Source organism: Chryseobacterium kimseyorum (genome assembly GCF_025971945.1).
In the GTDB taxonomy this organism is placed as follows: domain Bacteria; phylum Bacteroidota; class Bacteroidia; order Flavobacteriales; family Weeksellaceae; genus Chryseobacterium; species Chryseobacterium kimseyorum.
In genome coordinates this window covers 486,393-509,924 of the sequence record NZ_JAPDHW010000002.1, presented here as the reverse complement: position 1 = coordinate 509,924, position 23,532 = coordinate 486,393, and the positions used below count along the sequence as shown (strand labels likewise).

The 23,532-nt window shown below is 33.8% G+C and carries 19 protein-coding genes; 13 read left to right on the top strand and 6 right to left on the bottom strand.

What is annotated here, in order from left to right; translation table 11 throughout:
• Window positions 1–307: 307 nt before the first annotated feature.
• From OMO38_RS05020 to OMO38_RS04995, 6 genes are all read left to right on the top strand, one after another.
• Window positions 308–583: a helix-turn-helix domain-containing protein gene (locus OMO38_RS05020; RefSeq protein WP_264749118.1), complete on the top strand. Its 276-nt coding sequence runs from the start codon at window positions 308–310 to the stop codon at window positions 581–583.
• 214 nt (window positions 584–797) lie between these two features.
• The gene (locus OMO38_RS05015; RefSeq protein WP_264749117.1) at window positions 798–1,787 is read left to right on the top strand and encodes a replication initiation protein; all 990 of its coding nucleotides are present in this window, start codon (window positions 798–800) and stop codon (window positions 1,785–1,787) included.
• A 384-nt stretch (window positions 1,788–2,171) separates the two neighbouring features.
• The gene (locus OMO38_RS05010; RefSeq protein ID WP_264749116.1) at window positions 2,172–3,047 is read left to right on the top strand and encodes a toprim domain-containing protein; all 876 of its coding nucleotides are present in this window, start codon (window positions 2,172–2,174) and stop codon (window positions 3,045–3,047) included.
• Between the two features lie 238 nt (window positions 3,048–3,285).
• Window positions 3,286–3,744 (top strand): plasmid mobilization protein, encoded by a 459-nt coding sequence (locus tag OMO38_RS05005; protein WP_264749115.1) that lies wholly within the window; start codon window positions 3,286–3,288, stop codon window positions 3,742–3,744.
• 9 nt (window positions 3,745–3,753) lie between these two features.
• Window positions 3,754–4,677, top strand: coding sequence for a relaxase/mobilization nuclease domain-containing protein (locus OMO38_RS05000; RefSeq protein WP_264749114.1), 924 nt, complete (start codon window positions 3,754–3,756; stop codon window positions 4,675–4,677).
• A complete protein-coding gene (locus OMO38_RS04995; protein WP_264749113.1) occupies window positions 4,678–5,271 on the top strand; it encodes a hypothetical protein in 594 nt (197 codons plus the stop codon).
• A 740-nt stretch (window positions 5,272–6,011) separates the two neighbouring features.
• On the opposite strand, the gene OMO38_RS04990 is transcribed toward OMO38_RS04995, so the two are convergent.
• Window positions 6,012–6,446: a helix-turn-helix domain-containing protein gene (locus tag OMO38_RS04990; RefSeq protein ID WP_264749112.1), complete on the bottom strand. Its 435-nt coding sequence runs from the start codon at window positions 6,444–6,446 to the stop codon at window positions 6,012–6,014.
• Between the two features lie 146 nt (window positions 6,447–6,592).
• Between OMO38_RS04990 and OMO38_RS04985 the strand changes: the two genes are divergently transcribed.
• Entirely contained in the window at window positions 6,593–8,164 is a 1,572-nt protein-coding gene (locus OMO38_RS04985) for a hypothetical protein (RefSeq protein ID WP_264749111.1), read from the top strand.
• A gap of 87 nt (window positions 8,165–8,251) precedes the next feature.
• On the opposite strand, the gene OMO38_RS04980 is transcribed toward OMO38_RS04985, so the two are convergent.
• Genes OMO38_RS04980 through OMO38_RS04965 form a run of 4 tightly spaced genes read right to left on the bottom strand, consistent with a single transcriptional unit; the run spans window position 8,252 to window position 16,457 of the window.
• Window positions 8,252–8,980 (bottom strand): hypothetical protein, encoded by a 729-nt coding sequence (locus OMO38_RS04980; protein WP_264749110.1) that lies wholly within the window; start codon window positions 8,978–8,980, stop codon window positions 8,252–8,254.
• A 15-nt stretch (window positions 8,981–8,995) separates the two neighbouring features.
• Window positions 8,996–12,433 carry a DUF6443 domain-containing protein gene (locus tag OMO38_RS04975; RefSeq protein ID WP_264749109.1) on the bottom strand — a complete coding sequence of 1,146 codons (3,438 nt, stop codon included), beginning with the start codon at window positions 12,431–12,433 and terminating at the stop codon, window positions 8,996–8,998.
• A gap of 3 nt (window positions 12,434–12,436) precedes the next feature.
• Window positions 12,437–15,205 (bottom strand): RHS repeat protein, encoded by a 2,769-nt coding sequence (locus OMO38_RS04970; RefSeq protein ID WP_264749108.1) that lies wholly within the window; start codon window positions 15,203–15,205, stop codon window positions 12,437–12,439.
• 7 nt (window positions 15,206–15,212) lie between these two features.
• Window positions 15,213–16,457 carry a T9SS type A sorting domain-containing protein gene (locus tag OMO38_RS04965; RefSeq protein ID WP_264749107.1) on the bottom strand — a complete coding sequence of 415 codons (1,245 nt, stop codon included), beginning with the start codon at window positions 16,455–16,457 and terminating at the stop codon, window positions 15,213–15,215.
• Between the two features lie 18 nt (window positions 16,458–16,475).
• On the opposite strand from OMO38_RS04965, the gene OMO38_RS04960 reads away from it, so the two are divergent.
• Complete coding sequence (locus tag OMO38_RS04960) at window positions 16,476–16,613, top strand: hypothetical protein (RefSeq protein WP_264749106.1); 138 nt, start codon at window positions 16,476–16,478, stop codon at window positions 16,611–16,613.
• Window positions 16,614–16,619: 6 nt separating this feature from the next.
• On the opposite strand, the gene OMO38_RS04955 is transcribed toward OMO38_RS04960, so the two are convergent.
• Window positions 16,620–16,754, bottom strand: coding sequence for a hypothetical protein (locus OMO38_RS04955; RefSeq protein WP_264749105.1), 135 nt, complete (start codon window positions 16,752–16,754; stop codon window positions 16,620–16,622).
• 299 nt (window positions 16,755–17,053) lie between these two features.
• Here OMO38_RS04955 and OMO38_RS04950 point away from each other — a divergent pair, with 299 nt between their 5' ends.
• The 5 genes from OMO38_RS04950 to OMO38_RS04930 all read left to right on the top strand — a co-directional run bounded on the left by OMO38_RS04950 (window position 17,054) and on the right by OMO38_RS04930 (window position 23,526).
• Window positions 17,054–17,659 (top strand): recombinase family protein, encoded by a 606-nt coding sequence (locus OMO38_RS04950; RefSeq protein WP_264749104.1) that lies wholly within the window; start codon window positions 17,054–17,056, stop codon window positions 17,657–17,659.
• 279 nt (window positions 17,660–17,938) lie between these two features.
• The gene (locus OMO38_RS04945; RefSeq protein ID WP_264749103.1) at window positions 17,939–20,734 is read left to right on the top strand and encodes a T9SS type A sorting domain-containing protein; all 2,796 of its coding nucleotides are present in this window, start codon (window positions 17,939–17,941) and stop codon (window positions 20,732–20,734) included.
• Window positions 20,735–21,173: 439 nt separating this feature from the next.
• On the top strand, window positions 21,174–22,358 hold the full coding sequence (locus tag OMO38_RS04940; protein ID WP_264749102.1) for an NUMOD4 domain-containing protein: 1,185 nt from the start codon (window positions 21,174–21,176) through the stop codon (window positions 22,356–22,358).
• Between the two features lie 60 nt (window positions 22,359–22,418).
• Complete coding sequence (locus tag OMO38_RS04935) at window positions 22,419–22,805, top strand: DUF2750 domain-containing protein (protein ID WP_264749101.1); 387 nt, start codon at window positions 22,419–22,421, stop codon at window positions 22,803–22,805.
• 205 nt (window positions 22,806–23,010) lie between these two features.
• Window positions 23,011–23,526 carry a hypothetical protein gene (locus tag OMO38_RS04930; RefSeq protein WP_264749100.1) on the top strand — a complete coding sequence of 172 codons (516 nt, stop codon included), beginning with the start codon at window positions 23,011–23,013 and terminating at the stop codon, window positions 23,524–23,526.
• Window positions 23,527–23,532 lie beyond the last annotated feature (6 nt).

The following is a 23,532-nucleotide window of genomic DNA, read 5'->3' as shown; positions in this document are numbered from 1 at the left end:
ATATATAAATCATGGCGAATTGTTTTTCTTATAACTTGATTTATTTTAAAAAAATTCAATAATCTTTATTCCTTAATTAAACGAAAGAGAAGTTAAACTATATTAAAACGGGCTGTTTTTAGTTAAATTTAGTTAAAAAATAGATTCCGTTCAAAAGTCTAATTTGGATTAATTTAGATTAATCTGGATTTAAAAAATAAAATCTGGGCTAATTTGGATTAGATTAGACGAATCTGGACGACCAATAACTATTTGATTTACAGTTATCAAATTATTATTATTGCATTTGAATTTAAAATACAATAATATGTCCGTACAACTTTATTCCCATTCCAAAGGAGATTTGGAAAAAGCGGTAGAAATCATTCTTAAGAAAGCAACCGAATTCACATTACCTGCTAAAGCAGAACAACAACCCGAAGACCTTATTCCACAGATTGAAGCTGCGAAATTCCTTCACGTTTCTATTCCAACCATTATTGATTGGAGAAAAAATAAAAGCCTACCCTACTACAACTTTAGCGGTCGCTATTACTATTCCAAAAAAGAACTCTTAGAATACGGAAAAAATAGAAGAAAATAAGTGTATCTAATTCTAATTGATAAGTTACACCTCTTCTTTTGTTCAACCTTGCAGTTTTTTGTACGGATTCAAATTCTTACAAAAAATTAGCGGAAAAAATTCTTGCTATGAGAGTTGAAATAAGCTACTATAAAACTATTCAAAAGCCATCGCTCAGTAGATAAAATCTCAATCCTGGATGATAACAATATTTTAAAATGTAAAGCAATTATAGATGGAAAGTAAAATTTTCACTCCAAAAACTCGAAAAAAAGTTCTTATTTCTAATGATTTTCGTGAGGTTTTAATTTCTCACGAGACAACCATTATCGAGCAGAGAATTTTGGTGGTCATCTTGTCTGCGATTAAAGAGGAACAATCCTTATTTATATCGGTGAAATCCCCAATAAGGACAAAAGAAGAGCATCAGCTTTCTTTTGATGATTACTATGAAGGATGGGCTAATCAAGGAACGGTAGATTTTTTATTACCACTCAACGATTTAAATCCGGATCGAAGAATGAAAAATGACTATATCCAATCCGCATTGATCAATATGGCCACTATCAACTGGCTGAGATTAAAAGATGAAACTATCAACGGGTACAAGGCTGTCCCTTTTATAATAGAGCCGGGATGGAACAAGAAAAATATATTTTTCAAAATGGATAAGGCTGTAATGAGACATCTAGTAAATATGAGTTCTTATTTCTCAATCAAAAAAGAACTCCCCTACCAAGCCTCAACTTCCAATACTATCCGATTTTTAATGTGGTTATTGAAATACAAACAGCACGGAGGAATTATAAAATCGTATTCTCAGTTACTTAAAGAGTTATTCATTCCTAAAGAATACTATGAAGGGCATTACCGTTTTGAGAGAGATTTTTTGAATAATGTAAAGGCAGATCTGGATACTTTTAATGAGCTAAGTTTTAATTACGCATATAGCAAAGGCAATTATAATTTTTTGATATACTACACAAAGAACGCTGTCGGTTCCAGAGAAATGTTTTCATCATTAAACAATCTTCAGACGGATCGGGCATTGAAATATTTAAAAAAGATACGGAAGCTTGACGATAGAAGTTTATCCGTCCTACGGAAGCTTTTTGAAGTCAGAGGTTACAAAGAGCTTGCAATTCGTTTGAAGCGAAAAATTGATCCGAATTTGATAGGAATTGATTACTTAAAAGCAGTGTTTCAATTACTAGAAAATGAGTAGGATATTATCTCCGTTCTTCTGGATATTACCTCCGTTTTTTTAGATATTATCTCCGAAATTATGGATATTATTTCCGTAAAAATAGATATTATCTCCGTATTTCTGGATTTTATTTCCGAATAATAACGATTCGCCTCTGTTTAAGTTATTCATTTTCAAAACCTTATAGGTGTATTGAAAATCTGCTTAATTATGTTAACACCTATTAACTATTATAATATTAATAATTAAAATAATAACTGTGGATAAAATATCAAGAATCTGATTTTTGTAAAGGACTGAAAATCAACTGTTTTAAAAATAGAAAAGTTGTTGACAATTTGGATATTATCTCCGTAGATATTTTTGATGGTGAATGAAAAAAATAGCAAAAAAAATTACAAAATGAACTGCAAACAATTCAACAGCATACCGTTGGAAGAAGTCCTCCTTTCTCTCGGACACCTTCCCACGAAACAAAATGAAAAAGAAGCTTGGTATCTCAACCCCTTTGCCAGCGAATCCCAAGCCTCTTTTAAAATCAATAAAAATCTAAATTATTGGTATTTATTTTCAGAAGGAATTGGCGGAAACAATACCTACTTTATTAAGAAGTATCTGAATAAGACTACAAGTGAAATTTTAGCCTGGGCAGAAGATCAGAATTTTTCTTCTTTTCAAAAGCAAAATATTTCGAATAAGAGTTTCCAAAATGCGGAAAAAAATTATGAGATACTTGACGAAAAAGAAGTTCAACACCCTGCACTTTTGGAATATTTAAGAGAAAGAAAAGCCGAAAATCAAACTCAATTCTTGCACGAAATTCATTATCGGATGAGAGATAAAAACTACTTCGGAATTGGCTTCAAAAACGATTCCGGCGGTTATGAAATTCGTAATAAATATTTAAAGATCTGTATGGGCAAAAAAGACATTTCTACAATCAAAAACGATTCAAATTCAGTTAGGATTTTCGAAGGCTTTTTTGACTTTCTTTCTTTTAAAAATGCAGAAAATTTTTTAGCGAAAGAACCTTCAGATTACATCATTTTAAATTCAGTTTCGATGCTTCACACTATTAAAGAATCACTCAATAAATATGAAAATATTATGCTTTACATCGACAATGACGATGCCGGAAATCGTGCAGTAAGAATGATTAAAGATGAAAATCAAAACGCAGAAGATTGTCGGGATTTATACTCAGATTTTAAAGATTTAAATGACTGGCTAATGCACAAAAAAGAAGAGCCAAAAGTAGAATACAGATTAAAAAGATAAGATTTATACCTGTGTAAAATAACACAAGGTTATCTGAAAGGTGAGTAATATAATAGCAGGTGCAAACCTGCGTAAAATAGACCGAGGTAGATTTAGCAAAAGATTGAAAAAATATGGTAGACAGCTAGTGCAAAAAGTACCCAAAGTTTACAATAAGCGTAACCGCTGATTGCAAAATTGGGATTTTTGATTTCTTCCTATCGTCAGAAATGTTTTGAAACACACTAATATAAACGCAATGGAAAAAGATTTCTTACAGGACTTTATCACGAAAGCCGTCGAGGAAAATGAAAAGAAACTTGATGGTGAAAAGAGAAAAAAACATTTTCAGGAGCTCGGCAGAAAAGGTGGTTTGAAAAAGAAAAACAATAAACATTTAAGCAAAATAATTTCTTTTCGGGTGACAAATTCTGACTATGATGACAGTCAAAAATCTGCTCAAAAATTAAAGCTCAAATTATCCACTTATGCAAGGATGGTTTACATGGAAAAAGAACTTAAAATAAATGAATTTAAAACCGATGAAGTTTTGCTTCAATATGGGAATCATTTCATAAGAATTAAAAATTTACTGAGGCATCGTGAGTTCTCTGAATTTGAAAATAAGAAGCAGATCCTTCAGGAAATTGAGACCGTCACCAACCTGATTTATCATTATCTGTATGAAAAACCAAAAAGAGAGAAACCTGCTTACTGAAATCTAAAAATGAACAATAGCGCAACAACCAGAAACATCTCAAAGATTGCCATCGAATACAACGGCAATGACAAAGGAACAGCTCGGAGAATTTACCAAAATAATCTGGTAACCGAAGATCCGGAACACCAATTTAAAGAGATGAAAACAGTTGCGGACAGAAACAAAAATGTAAAGAACTGGGCACTGACCGGATACATCTCTCCTGAAAAATCCATTGGAGACAGACTTTCCAACGACGAATTCACAGAACTTGCGCTGAGAGCATTGAAAAAGATAGGAGTTTCCGACAATAATCAAATGGTTTTGGATATTCATTCGTCAACGAAACAAAAGCACATTCATTTCATCGTAAATAGGGTTGACATTCGTGGTGTCAATACAATTAAAGCTAACAAAATCGGTGAGAACTTTGGTAAGGCTGTACGAGAAGTCTGTCAGGAAATGAATCTGAAAACAGATATTGAGATTGGTAAAGGAAAGAAAAAACTGATGTTGGATGCGTTGATGGCTTCTCTCAAAATGTCAAGAAACTTTCAAGAGCTTATTGATTCAATGAAAAATTTAGGTTATAGGATAACACTTTCTCAAAACGAAAAAGTAGGTATTTCGGGGATGAGAATTGTAAGATTTGAAGATATTAATCATCAAACCGAGCGTGAATATAAGCCGGGTTATAAGCTTTCTGAAATCACAAATACATTGAAAATTTCAGACATAAAACAGAAGCTGAAGGAAAATCAGGAAAGAACATTAAAGTTCGATTCAACAGAAAATATTCAAGTTAGTGTAAATGCGAATGTGAATGAACAGGAAGATTCAACCTCTGTCAGTAGGCAGCTTGAAAATATGGCTAAGGTATTATTAAATCCAACTTTCACCGCACCGCAGGATGATGATTTGCTAAAAAAGAAAAAACGGAAATTTAGATAAATGGAAAATAATAACAACCATCTAGATAGCTTTGCATTACTCAACAAAGTAATTGAAACTAGTGAAGCTACTATCGAACATTACATCATGCTCATGAGTTCTCGTGAAGATATAATTCGAATAGATCAAAAAATAGATCAATCTTTAATTAATTTGAATGCGACTTTTGAAAAATCTTTTAAATTCATGGAAATAGAAGACCAAAAAAGGCAAAACTTTCTTGTTTCGATTCCTAAAAGCATCGAGGCAAATCTTTCGAATAATGCAAACAGGCAATTAGAGCAATTTGAAAAAAAATCAACACTCGTAAAAACTGTCTATTACGGAATGATTGCAGCACTTTTTCTTTCTATTTGTACAATTATCGGAAATATTGTTTTAGCTAAGCAGTGGTACGCCGAAAGCCTTCGCTGCAAAATTGAAATCAGGCAGCAAATTCTGGACGAAATTAAAAATAACGGTCAATCAGTTTACAGAATGGAAGATTATAAGCAACTTCAGTACAATACAGAATTGATGAACCAATGGATGAAAAAAAATCCAAAAGATGCAGAGAGGTTTTTAAGAGTTAAGGATGGTTATGAAAGCAGATAGATAAGAGTTTAATAGTACTGAAATACCAACTCTTACCAATCAATCAATTATCTTTCATCCAACGGTATTCCAAAAATGAATGTCTATTTCTTTATTTTTTTCCCTTTACTTCTTTTCGCCATTAGTAATTTATTTGTTCATGACATTCATCTTTTAAATTATAAAAAAAGAGCCACGCCGTTGTATATAATCTATAAGCATTTAGTGAGTGTTCAAAACCTCACCCTACGGGTTTACAAGCACCCTCGTTATTTTTTTATCCGATGATCAATTCGATACCGGCCTTTGGAGCAGTTTGATATTAATTTTGGACGAGATGATTTTTTCGGTTTTCTATTTGGTGTAAAACGCTTTTCCTGGAAGCTTGTGTAAACTTGCACAAAATAAGATGGATAGAGACTTTGCAAAAAGTGTCCTTTCGTATGAAAAACGCTTTTTGGTCTTTGTCTATTAATTGAAATATAGCATCAATAAAATATAATACATTAAAAAAAATATGGAAATACTGGATTTTAACAACACAAATGCAATCAATAATAATGATAAGATTAATTTTTCTCTTTATCGCAGCAATGTCACTTATCGGAGTGGCGTTCTATGTATTCAGAAAAACGTTTGAGTGCAAGGATGAGACGGATTTTGGTGTGTAGAATCGTTTAATTGGTATAGTAAGAAGCCTAAAGACTAAAAAAGTGGAGCCTCCCTTATGGAGAGGCTCCACTTATATTCTAAGTTAATTCTTAAGCTTTTGTTATTTTATGAATCAGCTCCTCGATAAGCCTGCTTTTTTCTTTCTCACTCTCCAACAGACGTTCGTACAGCTTTTTGTTCTCCTCATAGGATTCCAGCAATTTATCTATCGGATTAAAAGTTGGATAATAATTTAATGAACTCGCTATTAATGTCGAGTTATCATTACTTGTATTGTGGTAAGTATTAGCGATAATATTAAAAAACGCATCCTCCGAAAAATTCTTCAAAGCTTCTACTGATATTTCTAAAGCTTTTGCAATAGGTTCCAACTTTACGTCCTCAAGTTCTTCAGCATTTTCAAATAAGGATATCTTCTGCTGGCTCACACCCAACAGTTCTGCCAAGGTCTCCTGTTTCATCCCTCGCATTTCTCTGATTCTTGCGATATTTCTCCCGATATGTTTTTTCCCTGTTTCTACCATTGGTTATGATTTTATCTTACCAAAGATATAAAATTACACGCTATTGCGCCAAGTCTGTTTTTTACATCGTTTCTCTTGTAACATACACCTGCCATTGGTTCTGTACTCGGGTTTGTAGGCTCAACTTGCTGTAAAATATTACGAGTATGTCACACAAAATCATTATCCCAAACACACATCCACATCACAAAAGATTGTCGGATTCCATTAACTCTTTCGCAGGTAAACACGATGTTAAACTTGTATTCCTAAGTTATTCCAAGACCTCCCAAAAACATTTCCTTATCGTCCACATCAAGGATACACACGTCCCTGAAGAAGTTCAAAAAAGCAAATGGATTAAAAAAGCTCTGGAGCAATTCGATACCCACATATTTATAATGGGCGAGCAAAATGTCAGACTAAGCCTGAACAAGGGAAGCCTGTTCATCTACAGACACTGCAATGCTTCAACCTTGATATACAAAAAGGAAGGACACGAGTTTACATATCCTGAACTCTCTAAACAGCTTAAAAGATTCAGACAGTTCAAGGAAGATTACTATCACACCAAATTCCTTTTAGACGCCGAGATAGAGGGAGCTAAAGAGAATAATGCCTTTTCAATGGCTTACCATCTCTATCTGTCTCTTTTCGAGCATTACATTTTCTATTTGGAGATTCTCTGCATAGGCGACTATTTCTCCAAAGGTTCGCTCAGTGAACGCATTGTAAGGTTGGAGGGTTTTCTGCCGGAACTTAAAACGTTGATGCTGAAAAAGACGGAGAATACGTATTTTATCATTGATGCACTAAATAGTGCAAAAAAAGCAGATAAGGAACAAGAACTTTCGTGCTTGAAAGATGAGTTTGAGGACGCCATATTTCAGACCGAACAGCGACTTCAAGGTATTGTGGAGGATGTTTTTGACGAGATAAAAAAAACTGCAAAAAAGACCGAACAAAATCCAATATTGATTGCAAACAAAGGGGTTTCTCCCTACGAACCTGTAATTACAATCCTAAAACGTTTCCGCATCAAGGAGATTTTTCTATTTCATCAGGAAGAAGAGTCTTTTGAGAACAAAAAAACAACGGTATTGTATCTTCTTTTAATCAGTAGTAAAATAAATAATGACAGCCTTTTCAATATAATGCAGATGGTATCAAAACAGACAGAGGGAAGATTTAACGTCGTACCGATTGCACATTCAGGGGCGTGGATACAGGAGCATCTTTGGGAGTATCAGGAGTTTTTCCAAAAAGTGATGATTCCGGAAAATTCAATATTCCAAGCAGATGTTCCAACAGTAATCCATTGGCACAAAGAACAACTATACTCAGATACCTGCGCAATGCAGTACAGGGACTGTAATGAACTGTATGAAAAGTATAAACTATTGCGCTCACAGGAAGAACTAAAATCCAATGAGGGTTTAGGGTTGATTCTGAGTGCGCTCTTTTATAGGATTGGTACTGTATTTCCGTACGCAACCCTTGGTTACCGTCCCAACGACATCAACATCCGGATTCTCTGGAAGCTCTGCGAGTATGCAGACCCCAAGGTCAAGGACTTTGACTACCTTATCAAAAAACTGCCCTTTGATTTCTTCGAGTTCATTAATCCGCACAAAAACCTGTACTGGAACTTCACCCACCTTGGAGAGAAGCATTTCCCGATATTCGATGAACTGGCGCAGGGGTTCTTCGACCTTGTTGACAAGCAGTTTGAAAAGTAACAAAAAAACGTCTTAACACAAAAAAACCTCGAAATTGCGAGGTTTTTTATTATCTGCCACATGATGCAATCGTGTGATAGCGGTAGATTACCAACGGCGAAACTCTATTTTCATATCAAGAAAATTTCTATCATCTAATTTATTTGATGCTTCTACTATTACTTTTTTAAGTGAATTTTTACGAGGTATAATTACTTTTTCTAATTTAATACATCTATGAAGCTCTAATATTTCAAGGTCTAAATTTTGGGTAATATCTAATTCTACTATAGAGCCGTTATTTATCCAAAATTCTTTCAGTTTGGGGAATTTATTTAAAATATCATTTGACTTTTTATTCTCATACCAAAGAATGAGCTTTTCTACTTCCTCAAACTTATCCAAAATTTTTCCTTTAAATGTTTTTACCGACAAAAAGGTAATATCAACTAAAGTAGGAAAGTTAGAAAAAGATATATCTACTTTCACAGAATCTCCAATAGTTAAATATTTTACATTATGAAATACAGGAAATAATTTATAATCAATAATACAATTATGAAATGAAATACTTTCAATATTCAATTTAGATAATTTATATATATCTGAAGTGATTCCAACGCCTATCCCAACACTTTTAATTCCTTGTTCAATAGCAATAGATATTGCCACATCTAAATCACTTTCCAAATTACTACCAATAAATTCAAAAATGGTTCTGTCTGATTCTTTAATGAATTTATTTTTTAATTCATTTGAAATTATTTTTTCCGCATAACCAATAGGAAAAAAAAGAAGAGCTCTATGACCTTTTTGATTTGATATTACTATTTCCATTTTCGCATAATTTAATTAAAATCCATCTTGTAATATGTATCCGTATCCATAAGATTGTCGGATGTTAAAATTTATTGGGTTTTGGTACCCCTGATCATAGCTTCTTTGTGATTTAATATTGAACGTTGCATCCGTTTGCATTCTTCTGTATTCATCTTTAAATGACTCTCTATCCGATACAGAGGGAGTCCACTGCATAGATTTGACAAAAGTTACATGGTTTACAGATTGTTGAATTGCGGAATCAAACATCCTATATAAAGGTCCTTTTCCATGATATTTGTAGCCTTCGTCAAAAATAATAGTATACGATCCCGGTTGCTTTCCTCTATTTTTAACAGCATCAGTAATTTTCGCAGCTTTAAGTTCTGCAATAGTTTTAACACTTCCATAAGCAATTCCCATTGTTTTAGGATCGGCTGGAATATGAGCAGAGCCAAAGAGATCATTAATGGCCATCCATCCTAACCCGATAAGCCCACCTCTAGAAAAAGATGCTGTACCCTCCGCAACAAATTCTCCTAGTGTCAATGCACCATTAGGACAGCAGTTTTGATTACTACTAAGATAGCTCTGCATCCAGCCACTCAGCGAGCTTCCATCGTTAGCAAGATAAGCCATGATGTCTTTATACATCTGGGTTTGTCCGAAAGTGGTACTTCCTCCACCACCTCCTTTTTCTCTTTCAGAGCCTGATGTCATTTGTACAAATTCATCCAGAGAACCAAACTTTCTTCTCTGATTGCCTGAAGTAAACCAGCCACTTTCAGTAGGAACATTCCATGACCAGCTTTCATCGACAGCCATTGCTTTTCTTCCATCAGGATCAATAAAACTGATCGGGTTATTATAAGCATAATTGTAAGGCGTAAATCTTCTGGACGTTTCAGCTAAAGGATCAATCACACCCCAATTTCCAATATCTGCCATGTACCTCCTTGCCCCGAAGTCGCTCCAACCCGTTTCCTTCTGGAATTCTTTTCCGCTGTGTTCGTAATTGTAGGAAGGATTACTTTGTACCCTAAACTCCTGCTTCATCCCATAAGGATAGAAATTGCTTTCTTCAATGATCGCTGCTCCCGAACCGTTTTTAGTGTAACTTAATCTGATGTTCCCTAAATGGTCGGTATAGCTGTAAATATACTTATTATTTTCAAAACTATAATACCCTTCAGCTGTCGGTACAAATTTTAAAACACCGTTTTCATACTGAAAGCCGTCTATATAATCTGTTGTCATTCCTGCACTTGTTTTCGTCAGCTTGCTTCCATCTGCCCGGTAAAGGTATTGGATGGCATTGCTTTTTTGAGTAACATTTGAAGGTAGGTCAAGCAGATTATATGCGATGTTTGAGATGCCCTTATCCATTTGCCTGGTCATGTTCCCGTTCAAATCATAATCAAAAGCACCGCCACCTGATGGATAACCAGAGGCATTGTTTCTAGAATCAGTTACAGTCTGTAGCCTGTAGCCACTGTACACATAGGTAAGATCATCAATTTGCTGAGCAGTGGAGCCAATTCCTCCACCGGTTCTCTTCAGGGTACTGATGTTTCCTCCCAGATCATACGTAAGGACTTCATTGTAGAAATTATCTTTAGGTGCGGCGGCTCCCGGCTCTGTATACACCCCCGAAGTCATTCGGTTTAAAGCATCGTATTGGTAAGAATACTTTTTCAGTATTCCATCCTGTGCACTTTTCCAGATTGCTTCTTCTACGTTTCCGCTTCTTTTTCCTATAGTGGGACTTGCAGGAGCATAATATTTCAGTTCATATCCGAAAAGTTTTGTTCCCAGGTTTGCAGGATCGTTAATTTTAAGCAAAGAACCCCTGATATTATAGGTATAGCTGATATTCTGCAAACCGCCACCGACAGCCTTGCTTGAAAGTTGCGAAAGTTCGTTATAGCTGTTTTCCGACAGTAATTCTGCTGCCATCTGACCTGTAATCTGATGGTATTGTTTTTTCAGGCGGTTTTGGCTGTCATATTCAAAAGTCTGGGTAATCACTTTTTCGGCATCCGAAGCTAGTCTTTTATGATAAACTTTGGTAGTCAGCGGCACCCCTGTAAAGTCAATATTAGACTCTGTTTTGGTATAACCTCCCAAATGATTCACAGAATGCATACCCACAATTCGGGATTTTTCATCATACCATGAGTATGATTTCGTCCAGTTGTCATTCTCAAGGTTTTTTACATAAGAAGCGGTAGGAAGGTTTTTGGTATTGATATTCTGGCTAAGATCATCGCTGATAATTGATTTTCCAAAAACAGTGGTAGGTCTCGCCGGGCTTCCCTGTGGGTATGTATCATAATAACTGATTGACAGGATTTGTGAAAATGAGGTAGGATATACCGTGTTGGTATAGTAAGCCGTTTGTCCTGTAGCAGCAAAACCTCCTGTGCTTCTGCTTTCATAGTATGCTGTTGCACCATTTAGCTGGTTCTGTTCTGCCTGTCTTCCTGCACTACTATAGGTATTGGTACTCGTAAAAATTCCTGTAAAAACAGTTCTCCCAAACTTATCAAATTTGGTAAATAGCCATTTTTTAGAATCTCCCATATTAGCGTCCTGTGTCATCACTATACGATCGAGCTTATCGTAAACAAAGTATTGCCAGCCTTTACCGGGCAGCTTTTTTTCTACCTGCCTTCCTTTAGCATCATATTTATATTGATAACATAGGTTATTGAGCGTTGCCTGATCAAGTGCCAGATTGTTGGCAAGAGGAGGAACTACTGCAACGAGTTGACTGTATTTGTTGTAAATATAATAGGTGTCAGAATTCGGGCTTCCTGTTTTTCTCACCATCACGGTCTGTTCTTTTCCGTTCACAAATTCTGTGGTTACATTACCGTCTTCATCGGTTACAGAATTTTTCACTAGTTGCCCAGCTGCATAATAGACGGCGGGTGAAATCACATCTTTCGTTGCCCCGTTTTCCCATGTGGTCTGCACAGTGAAGAGCTTTACTTCAGAAGCAGCATTCACCTCATATGCGTACGTTGTACTGTGAGACTGGTAATCTGCTCCGGGCTTTTTTGAAGAAAGAGGCTTTCCGATGGGCGAGCTTTCAACTGTGGACGAGCTGTAATAATAAATATCTGAACCATAGCTTTGCGGAGCATTCGTATGTGGATTTGCATAGATTGCTCCGTTCTGGGTCTGGTTTTGCGGAATCGGAAGATAAGATTTGAGGCTTCTCCCGAACTCGTCATAGTCTAGGGGAGTTACAATATCTTTTGCATTAGGAGTTCCCTTGATGCTTATGACCTGCTTTGCCCTTCCCAAACCGTCGGAATACTGAATAGCTTCAGTCTTTCTGGTGCAGTCTTCATTGAGGCAATTTTTGGTGTAAACATAGTTTTCAGCAGTAGAAAACTGACTGCTCTGTGCATACGTTAGTAAGGTTGCAAACAGCAACAGGAATATATTTAAATTTCTTTTCATGGTTTAGTGTTTGTAATTGTACTGGTTTTCCTTCAGTAATTTTCCGTTACCATCCTTTACGGTGCTTAATCTACCTGCCGCATCATAAGAATACGACACTTTAATCCCATTACCGGAAATTGAGTTAGTAACTCCTACTAAAGGATCATAAGTGTAGACGGTTATTGGGTATTCCTGCAAAGCACTGTTTAAACGCAGATTGTTTAAAGCTGTCAGAAGTGTAGGTTCGTTATTGCCGTTATCTGCATCTGCATCCGAAGCGGTAACAGCATTGGTAACAACTGACAGTGAAGAGATATCGCTGTATTTTGCTCCCACGATCTCTGCAATAGGCAGAGTCTTGTTGTAGCCCCAGATTGTTGTCGTGCTTACTCCTGCTTTATTAGTAACCTGTACAAGATTCCCTTTATCATCATACAGATCAAACGTTAATTGTGTTTCAGGATTTTGTGTAAGATCTGTGGTTACTACAGATGTCGGATAAAAATGACCACTGTTGCTAAAAATTGTTTTGCTGGTCGATAGGATATCACCATTATCTTTTAGAATAGATTCAAGAGGAACCGAAATCATATTGGCATTCATCAGTCTTGTATCTGAAAGATCCTGAGCATATCTTGTTAAGGTTTCCTGTATATCTCCGTTATGGGTAGTCAACTTAGAGGAAATCTGCTGAAAATTGTTTGGGCTGATTGTAGATTCATTTACCGTAATATAATTTGTATTATCTCTTTTCACAGTATTTGTTTCTGTAAAATGCTGTACATATCCGGGGATATAAGAATAAAAACTTGACAATGCATGTCCTGAGGCGCCCGGAATATTAGTGATTGTATAAGTATATTCTGTTTTTTCCTGTGACTGATTACTGCTGTTCCGAATTTCCTTTTTTTCTAAAAGACCATTGCTTGTAAGATTAAAGTACAGTGGATTCAAATTAGCATCTTTGTAATCATCGGGTATTTTATAGGTGTATTGTATACTCCCATTATTTAGATTGCCAGAAATTTCAGTTTCTTTCACATTCTTATACAAAACAAATTGGGAAGATGATAAAGAATTGGGGTCGTTAAGTTCAGAGTAGTAAAGATAACCTGTCGCATCCTGGGGATTTGTGAAAGAATTATAATCGTACTTTTTTGTCTTTACAAGAGTACCATCTGAATCAAAAGATCTTATCATCTTTATTCTTGCACCTGTCAATTCTAATACTTTATTACTGTATGGAAGCGGTAGGGAATTAATTTGATAGACCTTGAAGTTTCCATAATCAGTCGCATTATTGGTGTTAATTGTGTAAGTGCCGGGATTGAGACGGTAATTTGGGATGCTACAAGTGCTGTTATCCTCTCTTGTCATTACAATGCCATTCGGGTTTTTAACATTAAATGTAAAAACCGGGGGAGGATTGTTGAAATCTATGATTGTTCCATCATACAAAGATTCAACATTGAGGTAAACGGGATATTGAGTTCCGGAATTTCCTTGTACCTGAAATGTATATACCAGAGAACTGCTGGTATTGTAAGGAATAATGTTTTCAGCATAGTATTGCACCGCCGAATCTGCAATGTAATTATATCCCGTAAAATTTAAAGTACTTTTGTCTGCATATACCTCATTGGCCTCAAAATCATACAGTACAAATCCTTTGGTTGGAAAAGTTATTTTTTTTAAAGTTCCCTTTATATAATTGTAAGCGCCACCATCAGTCGCACAGATTTGATTGCCTGGTTCGGATGGCGAATTATACGTGTCTCTATATTCAAAGTACGTTTGCTCCTCCATTTGAAGATTTTTATTTAATTTTTTTAAAAAAGCAAGTGTCTTTTTTGTAATCAAACTTCCGTAAGAATTAGTATAATTTGTTTCAACACTTCCATAGATGAACTCATATTTTGATATTAGCAGCCCATTCATGCCCATCAGAGAAACATTTTTTACGGTATACGGATCATTAGCAAAATTTTCTTCACTATCGTCAGATGCAGTATAATCAAAAGCAAATGAGATTTTCCCTTTCGAAGTAATCACATCTTTTAATTTACAGTACTGATATTTTAAAGTGGTCGATGCACCTATGTATTTATTTTTTTTATCGTAGACGTAGTTGACAATCTCATGATTTCCAGCATCCTTAACCATATTAAGCTCAAAACCTGTTTTATGATTTTTTGTTCCGGCATTCGTTGAGTGAGTGCCAATATTATAATCATTAAAAAAATATTGATACCCTTTATCGTCTGTAATCTTGAATGAATTAATGATCAATTTAGTACTGTTCAGATCTCTTGTATATTCAATTTTTAACTTCGATCCAGAAATATTGTTGATCACCAGATCGTTACCTGTACTACTTTTATGGATATTAAATTTTCCCGAATACCCCGGGATGGAATAATAAAAAATATCAGCTTCGCTTTCTGTAATTTCGGTGATATTTTTAGTTTCATCAATATCTAAAATTGCTATCCTATTGATGCTTCCTCCTTTAAATAGCGTCCATCCCAATCCCACCTCACTCGCAGGATTGCCATCTACCGCACTGTAGGGATGGTAAGATAAGGCTACAGAAATAGGGAAACCAGCATCTGAACTTTCTAAATTATAAATGGGAATACTGATAGAAGGAATTCCAGTCGCCGGCGAGACGGTAGCATTGGCATAGTTCTGAAATGAAGCAGCAGATGGAGGTGTTGAAATTTGACTTTGTGCAGATATCTCGAATGTTAGTAATCCTGTCGTTATGAGCAGAGTTAATATTTTTTTCATCGTTATGTTATTTCTTAATTATTTTGGCATTGGCAATTTTATTCGTATCCGTTTTTATCGTAATCAGATATGCTCCCTGAATCAAATTTTGTGTATTAATCTTGGTTACTTTGTTCTTCGTTTTCATAGTTTGCAATTGTCTTCCTCCCATATCGTAAAGTGTAATATCGGCTTCCTTGAAGTCAAACCCAATCTCTACATAACAGTAATCAGATACCGGATTCGGATAAATTTTAATATCTAATTTCTCAATCAACTGATCCAGCTGCTTATCTCCCAACTTCACAATCTTCCAGTTCTCTTTTCCTAACTCCTCAGCACTTGTACCTGCCAGAATAATTGAACCGTCTCTGTTTAGCTTAATATCAGATAATCTTTCTTCCTTTTTTCTCGATTCTCCTTTCACATGCTTTCTCCACTGCTCATTGCCGTTTTGATCAAGGTAGAGCATCCAGAATGTTTCATCATCTGTTTCTATTCTACCTTCTGCCTGTGTGTAACCACCGAGTAAAATTCCTTTTGAGTTTTTATCGTCTCCTGTTTTGATGACATTCATGCCCATCAGAACATCCCTGTTTTTGAAATTGTAGGATTTCTGCCAAATCTCTTCACCTCTCTCGTTTAAGGAAATCAACCACATATCAGTTCCATCTTCAATACCTATAGATTTATTTCCTGATCTTTCGGATCTTGAACTTCCACCAATCATGTATCCTGTAGAACTTAAAGCTAAAGTTTTGATGCGATCATCTGCTTTACCGCCGTAGTTTTTTTCCCATTCTACTTTTCCTTCTTTATTGAGTTTAACAATCCAGTAATCGCCTTCCCCAAAATTTTCTGTTTTCTTTGATCCTCCTGTGTTACTTCTGGAATATATTCCCAGTAAAACACCTCCATCCACAGTAGGAATCATTTTTTCCACTTCGTCCAGTCCTTTTCCACCTAAAATTATTTGTGAAAGTTCTTTTCCGTTCTTATCAATTTTTACCACCAGGACATCTTTGGAACCGTAGCCTTTAGCTGCATTCTGAACATTTCCTGCAATAAAGAATCCTAGATCCGTAGTCTGAATCACAGCTCTTGCATCTTCATCCTGAGCTGTACCCAAAGTTTTTTGCCACAGTTCGTCACCGAATTCATTGATCCGGATCAGCCATATATCTGAACCTCCTTCGGAAGCATCTTTTTTGTCTAAGTTTTTACCAGAATAAGAAGTTCCTGCCAAAAGAAAACCTCCCTCCTGTGTTGCCACCGTCGCTGAGAGAAAATCATGGTTCTGACCCGAGAAATATTTTTCCCAGACTTCTTCACCCTGTTGATTGAGTTTAATGAGATGAAAATCGTAACCGTTGTTTTGTTTGTTTTCGGAACTAAGTTTCTTGGATTGAATGGAACTTCCGGAAATTAGATATTGCTAATCGATTGTTGTGGTGACTTGAGAGAGAAAATCCTGAGTGGAGGATTTAATATCTTTCTGCCATACTACATCCTGAGCATGCAAAATAGCAGTCGTGCATAAGAATAATGCACTCGCGTAGAGTTGTTTCATGATTTGGATTGGTTATTACTTTTTTGCGAATCTAATCTTTTTTAACACATATCACAATACTTTGATACAAATTTGATGTTGACGTGATATATATATATTTGACAAAGCTAAATTTGAAAAGCGTCAAAACTTGACGTGTTAGAAGATGAAATTATTTATAAAGTAAAAACGGTGGTTTTATAAGATTTTGGAATACGCAAACTTTGAATTCTTATTTTTTTAAATAACATTCTCAAAATCTCGTATCATTAAACAAAGTTTCATAAATTTACGGAGTATGAGTTTAATGTAACAAAATTATGAAAATAGGATATGCCCGAGTTTCAACCAAAGATCAAAATTTAGATTTACAAATTGAAGCCTTAGAAAAAGCAGGTTGTGAGAAAATTTATCAAGAGAAAATTTCGGGTGCCACAAAAAATCGCCCTGAACTTGATAAAATGATAGAACAGTTCAGAAAAGATGATGAACTTTATGTCTGGAGGTTGGACCGGTTAGGGAGAAGTTTGAAAAACATTATTGATCTTGTTTTAAGTTTGAGTGATAAAGGAATTATAATAAAAGGTCTTGTAGATGGTGTTGACACTTCTACGATTAACGGACGGCTATTTTTAAATCTTATGGCATCTCTTGCCGAGTACGAACGGGAGTTGATAAGAGAAAGAACGAATGCCGGATTACAATCTGCAAGAGCAAGAGGGAGAACCGGTGGAAGACCGAAGGGATATACACAAGAAACAATTTCAAAGCTACTACTTCTACGTTCAATTTATAAAGATCCAACAATGCGGCCGGAAGATATATACAAGCCTTTAGGACTGACCAGGGCAACATTTTATAGGTATGCTAAGATTCTGGACAATCATACGGATGAAGAAATAAAGAAAATGGGAATTAAAAAATAGTAAATATTAAAAAAATAAGTTTTGATTGACGATTTGCTGAACGTGCCCAAAGGTAGCTACTGTCTGCGTAATGTAGTTTATTTCATCTATATGGATTTTTATCCAAAAAACAAAAGATTCATCACTCCAAATTAATATTAAGGTAACCAGACTAGAAGCACTTAACAATCAATTTACCAAAATAAAATTTTATATTAGCAGCATAAATAGCTAAGCCTGCTAGTAATTATATTGACGCAGTGCGTAATAACCAAAAGTTAGCATAAATTATAAAAAACCATGAAAAAAAATTTACAGATTCTATTTACATTTTTTATTGTTTTAATAAAATCACAATCACCTATTAATTCTTACATAAAAGAAACAAATTTTTTTCCTGGGTCAGAACCTAGCGGATTAATACAATTTGGAGATAATTTAATATTTGCAGCAAATACAACCTATGGTTTTGAACCGCATAAATATAATTTGCAAACGAATTCAGCCGAAATGATACAGAATATCAATAATGGATTTGCTGACAGTATTATAAAGAAGGAATTCTATAAAATAGGCAGTAGCGTATATTATTTTGCTACAGACAATTCCAATTTACAATTATGGTCTACAAATTTAACTACCAATGTTACTACAAAAATAAAAGATTTAAATATATATTATTCAAATACAAATAACATTATTGCCAAAGTTTTAAACAATAAATTATATTTTGTTTTTCAGCAAAAGCTATATGTAAGTGATGGTACAGCAACTGGGACAATTCAAATTAATAATGTTACCAATGTTGGAAATTATATATTTGAAAATAATGGATTTGTATATTTTTTTGGTAACAATAATAATTATGGTCGAGAAATATGGAAAACGGATGGCTCTGTAGCTGGTACAACTGTCGTTAAAGATATTAACCCGGGGACAGCTTCTTCAATAATATTTGGTAATGAAAAGATGTATCAATTTAGTAATAAAATTGTATTTATTGCTATGGATGGTAATTCTAATTTAGGCTTATGGAGTACTGATGGTAGTTCAATCAACACCACCAGTTTCTATACATTAAGCAATAATTCCATTTTCTATGATTTTGATTTTCAAAATTACGACAAATTACTTTTCACTGTAAACGGAAATTTGTGGAAGACAGACGGAACATCTATGGGTACAAATCTTATTTATACTAGTATTCCACCGATTAATAAACTCACGTACTATAAGAATAAAATTTACATTGATACAACTTCTAATTTATTCTATGTAAATCAATACGATCAAGTGAATTTTTTAACTAATTCAGTTGGCACTCTATTTCAGACAATTTCTCCAAGCAATAATGGTAATTATTTAGCTTTAAGAGAATACAATAACAATTCTTCACCAATCTATTTTTTTGATAATAGTAATTTATTACAAACAAATATTAAATTCACAAATGATACCAAATTTATTGAATATCAAAATCGATTAATCTTTTCAGGTTATATTGAATCTTACCAGGATTTTTCTACAACTTATAAGAATACCGAATTATTCTCTTATGATCCTTTGAATAATGTTTCAAAAATTGAAAAAGATTTGAGTAATGGTAGTTCTGGAGCACCTCGAAATTATACCGAAATAAACGGCGAAGTATATTTTCAATCTAGAGATGGTTATTATTATCAAATTTATAAATTAGACAGCAACAACAACGTCGTAAAATTAAGTGGTAATTTGGCTGATGATTTTATAAACGACACCGTCGAGTTTAATTCTTTAATTGTTTCGGGAAATTTTATTTTTTTTCATAATAATAAGTTATACAGGACAAATATAATTACACATTCTTCAGAACAAATTTCTCCACCTGTTAATGAAAAAATATATGGAACCTATGCAGTAAGCAATAACAAAATTATAATGAAAACTTTTAATAATACTGATAATTATATGAGAATTTGGAGTTTGGAGAATAGCTCAACAAATTTCTCTTTGTTACTTGAGAAGCACGTTAATAATATGCCATCTTTATCTAATGTCGATAAAGATTTTGTAAAAACGGATTCCGGAATTTATTTTAAAATGCTTAATAATTCCACTACAGAAATTTGGAAGTCTGATGGTACTTTGAATAATACGATTGAAATAACTGATATTGGTAGTATTTATGCTTTTAAGAGTTTCTTAGGATCTCTTGGAAATAAAGTAATTTATGCTAATAATCTGAGTACAGGATTACAAAATTCTGAACTTTATTATATTAACGATAGCAATAATCAAAATTTCCTGATAAAGAATAATTATCGATTTATTGATGGAAATTCGTTTGTGGCGAATAATAAATTATATTTTTTTACTTCAAATAGCAATGGCTTCTACACAGAAATACATAGTACAGATGGAACGTTACAAGGTAGCCAACTGATTACTACAAGTTTTTTTACTGGTGAAAATTATATAACTAAATGTGGAAACCAAAATTATTTTATTGGTAAATCCGGAGGTAATCAAATACATGGGATTTTTAAGACTGACGGAACCGCAGCTGGAACATCTTTAGTAATTGATGGTTATCAACCTGGAGTGATAGGACAAAATTTTACATCTTTAAACTGTCTCAATAATGAAATCTACGCCATAGATTCTATGCAAAGAATTTTCAAAACGAACGGAAATGTTGGAAATTATCAACAAGTTAGTTTTACGATAGATAATCAACTTTTACAACAACCTAACTACACATGGATTAAAAGTTTATACATACATAATTCTAAAATTTATTTTAGTGTCGATCAATACAAGAATCATGGTGAAGAACTTTTTATTACAGATACTATAAACACTTTGTCTGTTAGCGATGACCATGTTATCGGCCATGATAGAATACTGATCTATCCTAATCCTGTAGCTAATGAATTTAATATTAAACTAAATAATGGAGAAAAAATCTTAAAAGTACTGATATATGACGCAAATGGTAGAATGATTTCTACCCATCATAATACATTAATAAATGTTCAAAATTTATCTGCCGGAATATATTTTCTAAATGTTTTTACTAATTTAAATAGTTACAATAGCAAACTGATTAAGAAATAATTATTTATATAGTTACTAGTTAAATATAACTTCTGCTAACATCGGTAAATGTTACACAACTCCAATATTCCGGGGATAAATTAAAATACTAGAAAAAAATAATCCTTTTTAAAAGCGATTTTAGGGAGGTTTATCTTTTAAACATCCAATGAAAATATAAAATTAGTAGCCTTAAACTAAATATTTTAAACCATAATAAACAAAGTTTGGGAATTCCATTCTTCCCTTGTCTTGAAGACGAAACCTGGGCTAAAATATTCGGAATTTTGAATATAACCTTCACTACGAGCACACCAAAAGTAAATTTAATATATATAATCTTTTGAGAGTTTTAAAATAGTCAAATCAAGTATAGCATAATCTAGGGTTTCGTGACAGATAATAACAAATATTCTCAAAAACGATAAAATAGTAGATGTGTACTTTATAATTTTATTTTATGAAACTGCCAAATGAACTAGAAGATAAATATGTAAGAGAAGTTCTCTATAACTATTCCTTAGAAAACCTTCCTAAAGAACAATGGAAGCCGATTGAAGGTTTTGAGAATTATGAAATATCTAATTACGGAAGGGTAAAGAGCTTAAGTCGCCTTTCTCATATATCATTAGGAGTAGAACATTGGGTTTCCGAAAAAATCCGAAAGTTGCTTTTTACCAAACAGTATAATAACTATCTTAAAGCCGATGTTTATAATGTGCACTGTGGATTATCTTTGGAGGGTCGAAAGTATACAAGATCTGTTGCTCGGTTGGTGTATTATCATTTTGTTGAAAAGTTTGATATAGATGATCGTTCAATTATTATTTCGTATAAGGATAATAACGTATTTCATAAGCATAGCAGTAATTTAGAGAAAATTTCAGCCAGCGAGAGACGTTTGAAAATCTTTCGTCATAATAGAGCTAGAAACGTATATGTTGATTATCTGCAGGCAGTTAGCCAGTATACCGCCGAAGGAGAATTTATTGCTCATTTTGAAAGCATATATGATGTAGAAGAAAAATTGGGTATTGCTTGCGAAAGTATTATGGACGTTATCAATAAAAACATCTTAACATCAGGGACATTTCGATGGTTTTTGCGGGGTAATCCTCCGAAACAAGAAGATTTTTACATGGTCAAAACAGCAGATGTGTTAAATGATTTACTTAATAAGCATCTTTGGGAGAAGTTGGGTAAACCCATAATCGACAAAGATAGTCCTCCTTCGTGTTTTAATTTGTCAGTGATAGATCTTCCCGGAGAGTACTGGGTTCCAATTCCCATTCTTGGATTTGAATCTAGATTTGTCTTATCTAATAAAGGGAGGGTAAAACGGTTAAGTGGTTGGATTTCAAGCGGACGTATTATGTTTTTACAGGAGAAAATATTATCTCAAAAACTGATTATTAATAGTGAAAAAACGTATTCTCTATCATGTACATTAAGTAGTGAAAGAAAATATGTTCGGGTTGTAATAAGTAAATTGCTTTATTGTTGTTTTGTAGAAAAATTTGATTTATCAGACAGAAATTTGATGGTGGTCAATGAAAGTGATCCTTTATGGGATATTGATATTTCAAAATTATCACTGCATCCGGCCAATTACGTTTTGAAGAAAAAATATAAAATTGAGGATTAAAATCTTCATTAATCATAATCTCAAAAAACGATATATTAGATTGCATCAAAAGAAATACAAATGACAGAAATAAATAAAAAGATTTCAGAAGTACTTAAAATGTCATTAGATGAAAAGTACGAGTATTTCATTCGAAAAGTTGCTGATTTTGAACTTATTTGGGGACTAAATAGTGATGGATGGGCATTATACGGGGATAGTAAAGGAAACCGAGTGCTTCCTTTGTGGCCTGAAAAAGAATTTGCTGAAGTATGTGCTGTTGATGAATGGAAAGATTACATTCCTGAAGCTATCGAGTTAGAAAATTTTTTACACAAATGGGTTTCCGGAATGACTAATGATAACACATTAATTAGTGTTTTTCCAACGGTAATTAGTTCGGGGCTTATAATTTCGCCGTCTGATTTAAATCAAGACTTACTTCATGAATCAGAGCAGTATGACTAAAGTATTAATCTGCACTATGCATAATATAAAAAAAATATTTTCTTGTACTTCCTTTCATTTGGTAATACTATAATTTTTTCTTTCTGTTAATTGATAACCAGCAAAAAGTGCTTATAATAATGCTAATTAGAGATATATAAATCTTAAAAAACGATTAATACTATATAATTAATATTATTATTGCATTTTGTTTTAATTAATTATTATGAAGTTAACACTGCATTTTATATTTTTATTCTTTACTCAACTATTATTCTGTCAGGCTATTGAATGGTCTGAAGAACGTAAGTTGAATTTTGACGATTTCAAAAGAACTATTTTTACGGAAGATGGCTTTAGTGCTGCGGAATCAAATGTTGCCATAAATTTTCGGATTGTTTCAAAATCTATTTGGACGGGTAATATAAAAATTAAGATCTATGCAGTTTTTAATTCTGAAGACTCCTGGTTTAGAAAAGATCAATCATCAAATACCTATGTTTTAAATCATGAACAGAAGCATTTTGATATAGCGCATGCCTTTGCAACTTACCTTCAAAAAATAGTAGATAAGGAAATAAGGGGAGTAACAGATTTTAATAACAATTTTCAAAAATTGTATGATATAACCTTTGCTGAATATATTGCTTTTCAGACTAAATATGATCTGGATACTGGCCATGGTTCAAATTTAGAACAGCAGATTAAGTATAATGATATTATCAGTAAAATGATTGAGTAAATTATT

Bases quoted from the DNA above. Each gene is read 5' to 3' on its own strand.
- OMO38_RS04960 (WP_264749106.1), top strand. From the start codon at position 16,476: ATGGTTCTGACCCGAGAAATATTTTTCCCAGACTTCTTCACCCTGTTG.
- OMO38_RS04935 (WP_264749101.1), top strand. From the start codon at position 22,419: ATGACAGAAATAAATAAAAAGATTTCAGAAGTACTTAAAATGTCATTA.
- OMO38_RS04970 (WP_264749108.1), bottom strand. From the start codon at position 15,205: ATGAAAAAAATATTAACTCTGCTCATAACGACAGGATTACTAACATTC.
- OMO38_RS05010 (WP_264749116.1), top strand. From the start codon at position 2,172: ATGAACTGCAAACAATTCAACAGCATACCGTTGGAAGAAGTCCTCCTT.
- OMO38_RS05005 (WP_264749115.1), top strand. From the start codon at position 3,286: ATGGAAAAAGATTTCTTACAGGACTTTATCACGAAAGCCGTCGAGGAA.
- OMO38_RS04990 (WP_264749112.1), bottom strand. From the start codon at position 6,446: ATGGTAGAAACAGGGAAAAAACATATCGGGAGAAATATCGCAAGAATC.
- OMO38_RS05000 (WP_264749114.1), top strand. From the start codon at position 3,754: ATGAACAATAGCGCAACAACCAGAAACATCTCAAAGATTGCCATCGAA.
- OMO38_RS04945 (WP_264749103.1), top strand. From the start codon at position 17,939: ATGAAAAAAAATTTACAGATTCTATTTACATTTTTTATTGTTTTAATA.
- OMO38_RS04955 (WP_264749105.1), bottom strand. From the start codon at position 16,754: ATGAAACAACTCTACGCGAGTGCATTATTCTTATGCACGACTGCTATT.
- OMO38_RS04985 (WP_264749111.1), top strand. From the start codon at position 6,593: ATGTCACACAAAATCATTATCCCAAACACACATCCACATCACAAAAGA.
- OMO38_RS04980 (WP_264749110.1), bottom strand. From the start codon at position 8,980: ATGGAAATAGTAATATCAAATCAAAAAGGTCATAGAGCTCTTCTTTTT.
- OMO38_RS04940 (WP_264749102.1), top strand. From the start codon at position 21,174: ATGAAACTGCCAAATGAACTAGAAGATAAATATGTAAGAGAAGTTCTC.
- OMO38_RS04975 (WP_264749109.1), bottom strand. From the start codon at position 12,433: ATGAAAAGAAATTTAAATATATTCCTGTTGCTGTTTGCAACCTTACTA.
- OMO38_RS05020 (WP_264749118.1), top strand. From the start codon at position 308: ATGTCCGTACAACTTTATTCCCATTCCAAAGGAGATTTGGAAAAAGCG.
- OMO38_RS04930 (WP_264749100.1), top strand. From the start codon at position 23,011: ATGAAGTTAACACTGCATTTTATATTTTTATTCTTTACTCAACTATTA.
- OMO38_RS04950 (WP_264749104.1), top strand. From the start codon at position 17,054: ATGAAAATAGGATATGCCCGAGTTTCAACCAAAGATCAAAATTTAGAT.
- OMO38_RS04995 (WP_264749113.1), top strand. From the start codon at position 4,678: ATGGAAAATAATAACAACCATCTAGATAGCTTTGCATTACTCAACAAA.
- OMO38_RS05015 (WP_264749117.1), top strand. From the start codon at position 798: ATGGAAAGTAAAATTTTCACTCCAAAAACTCGAAAAAAAGTTCTTATT.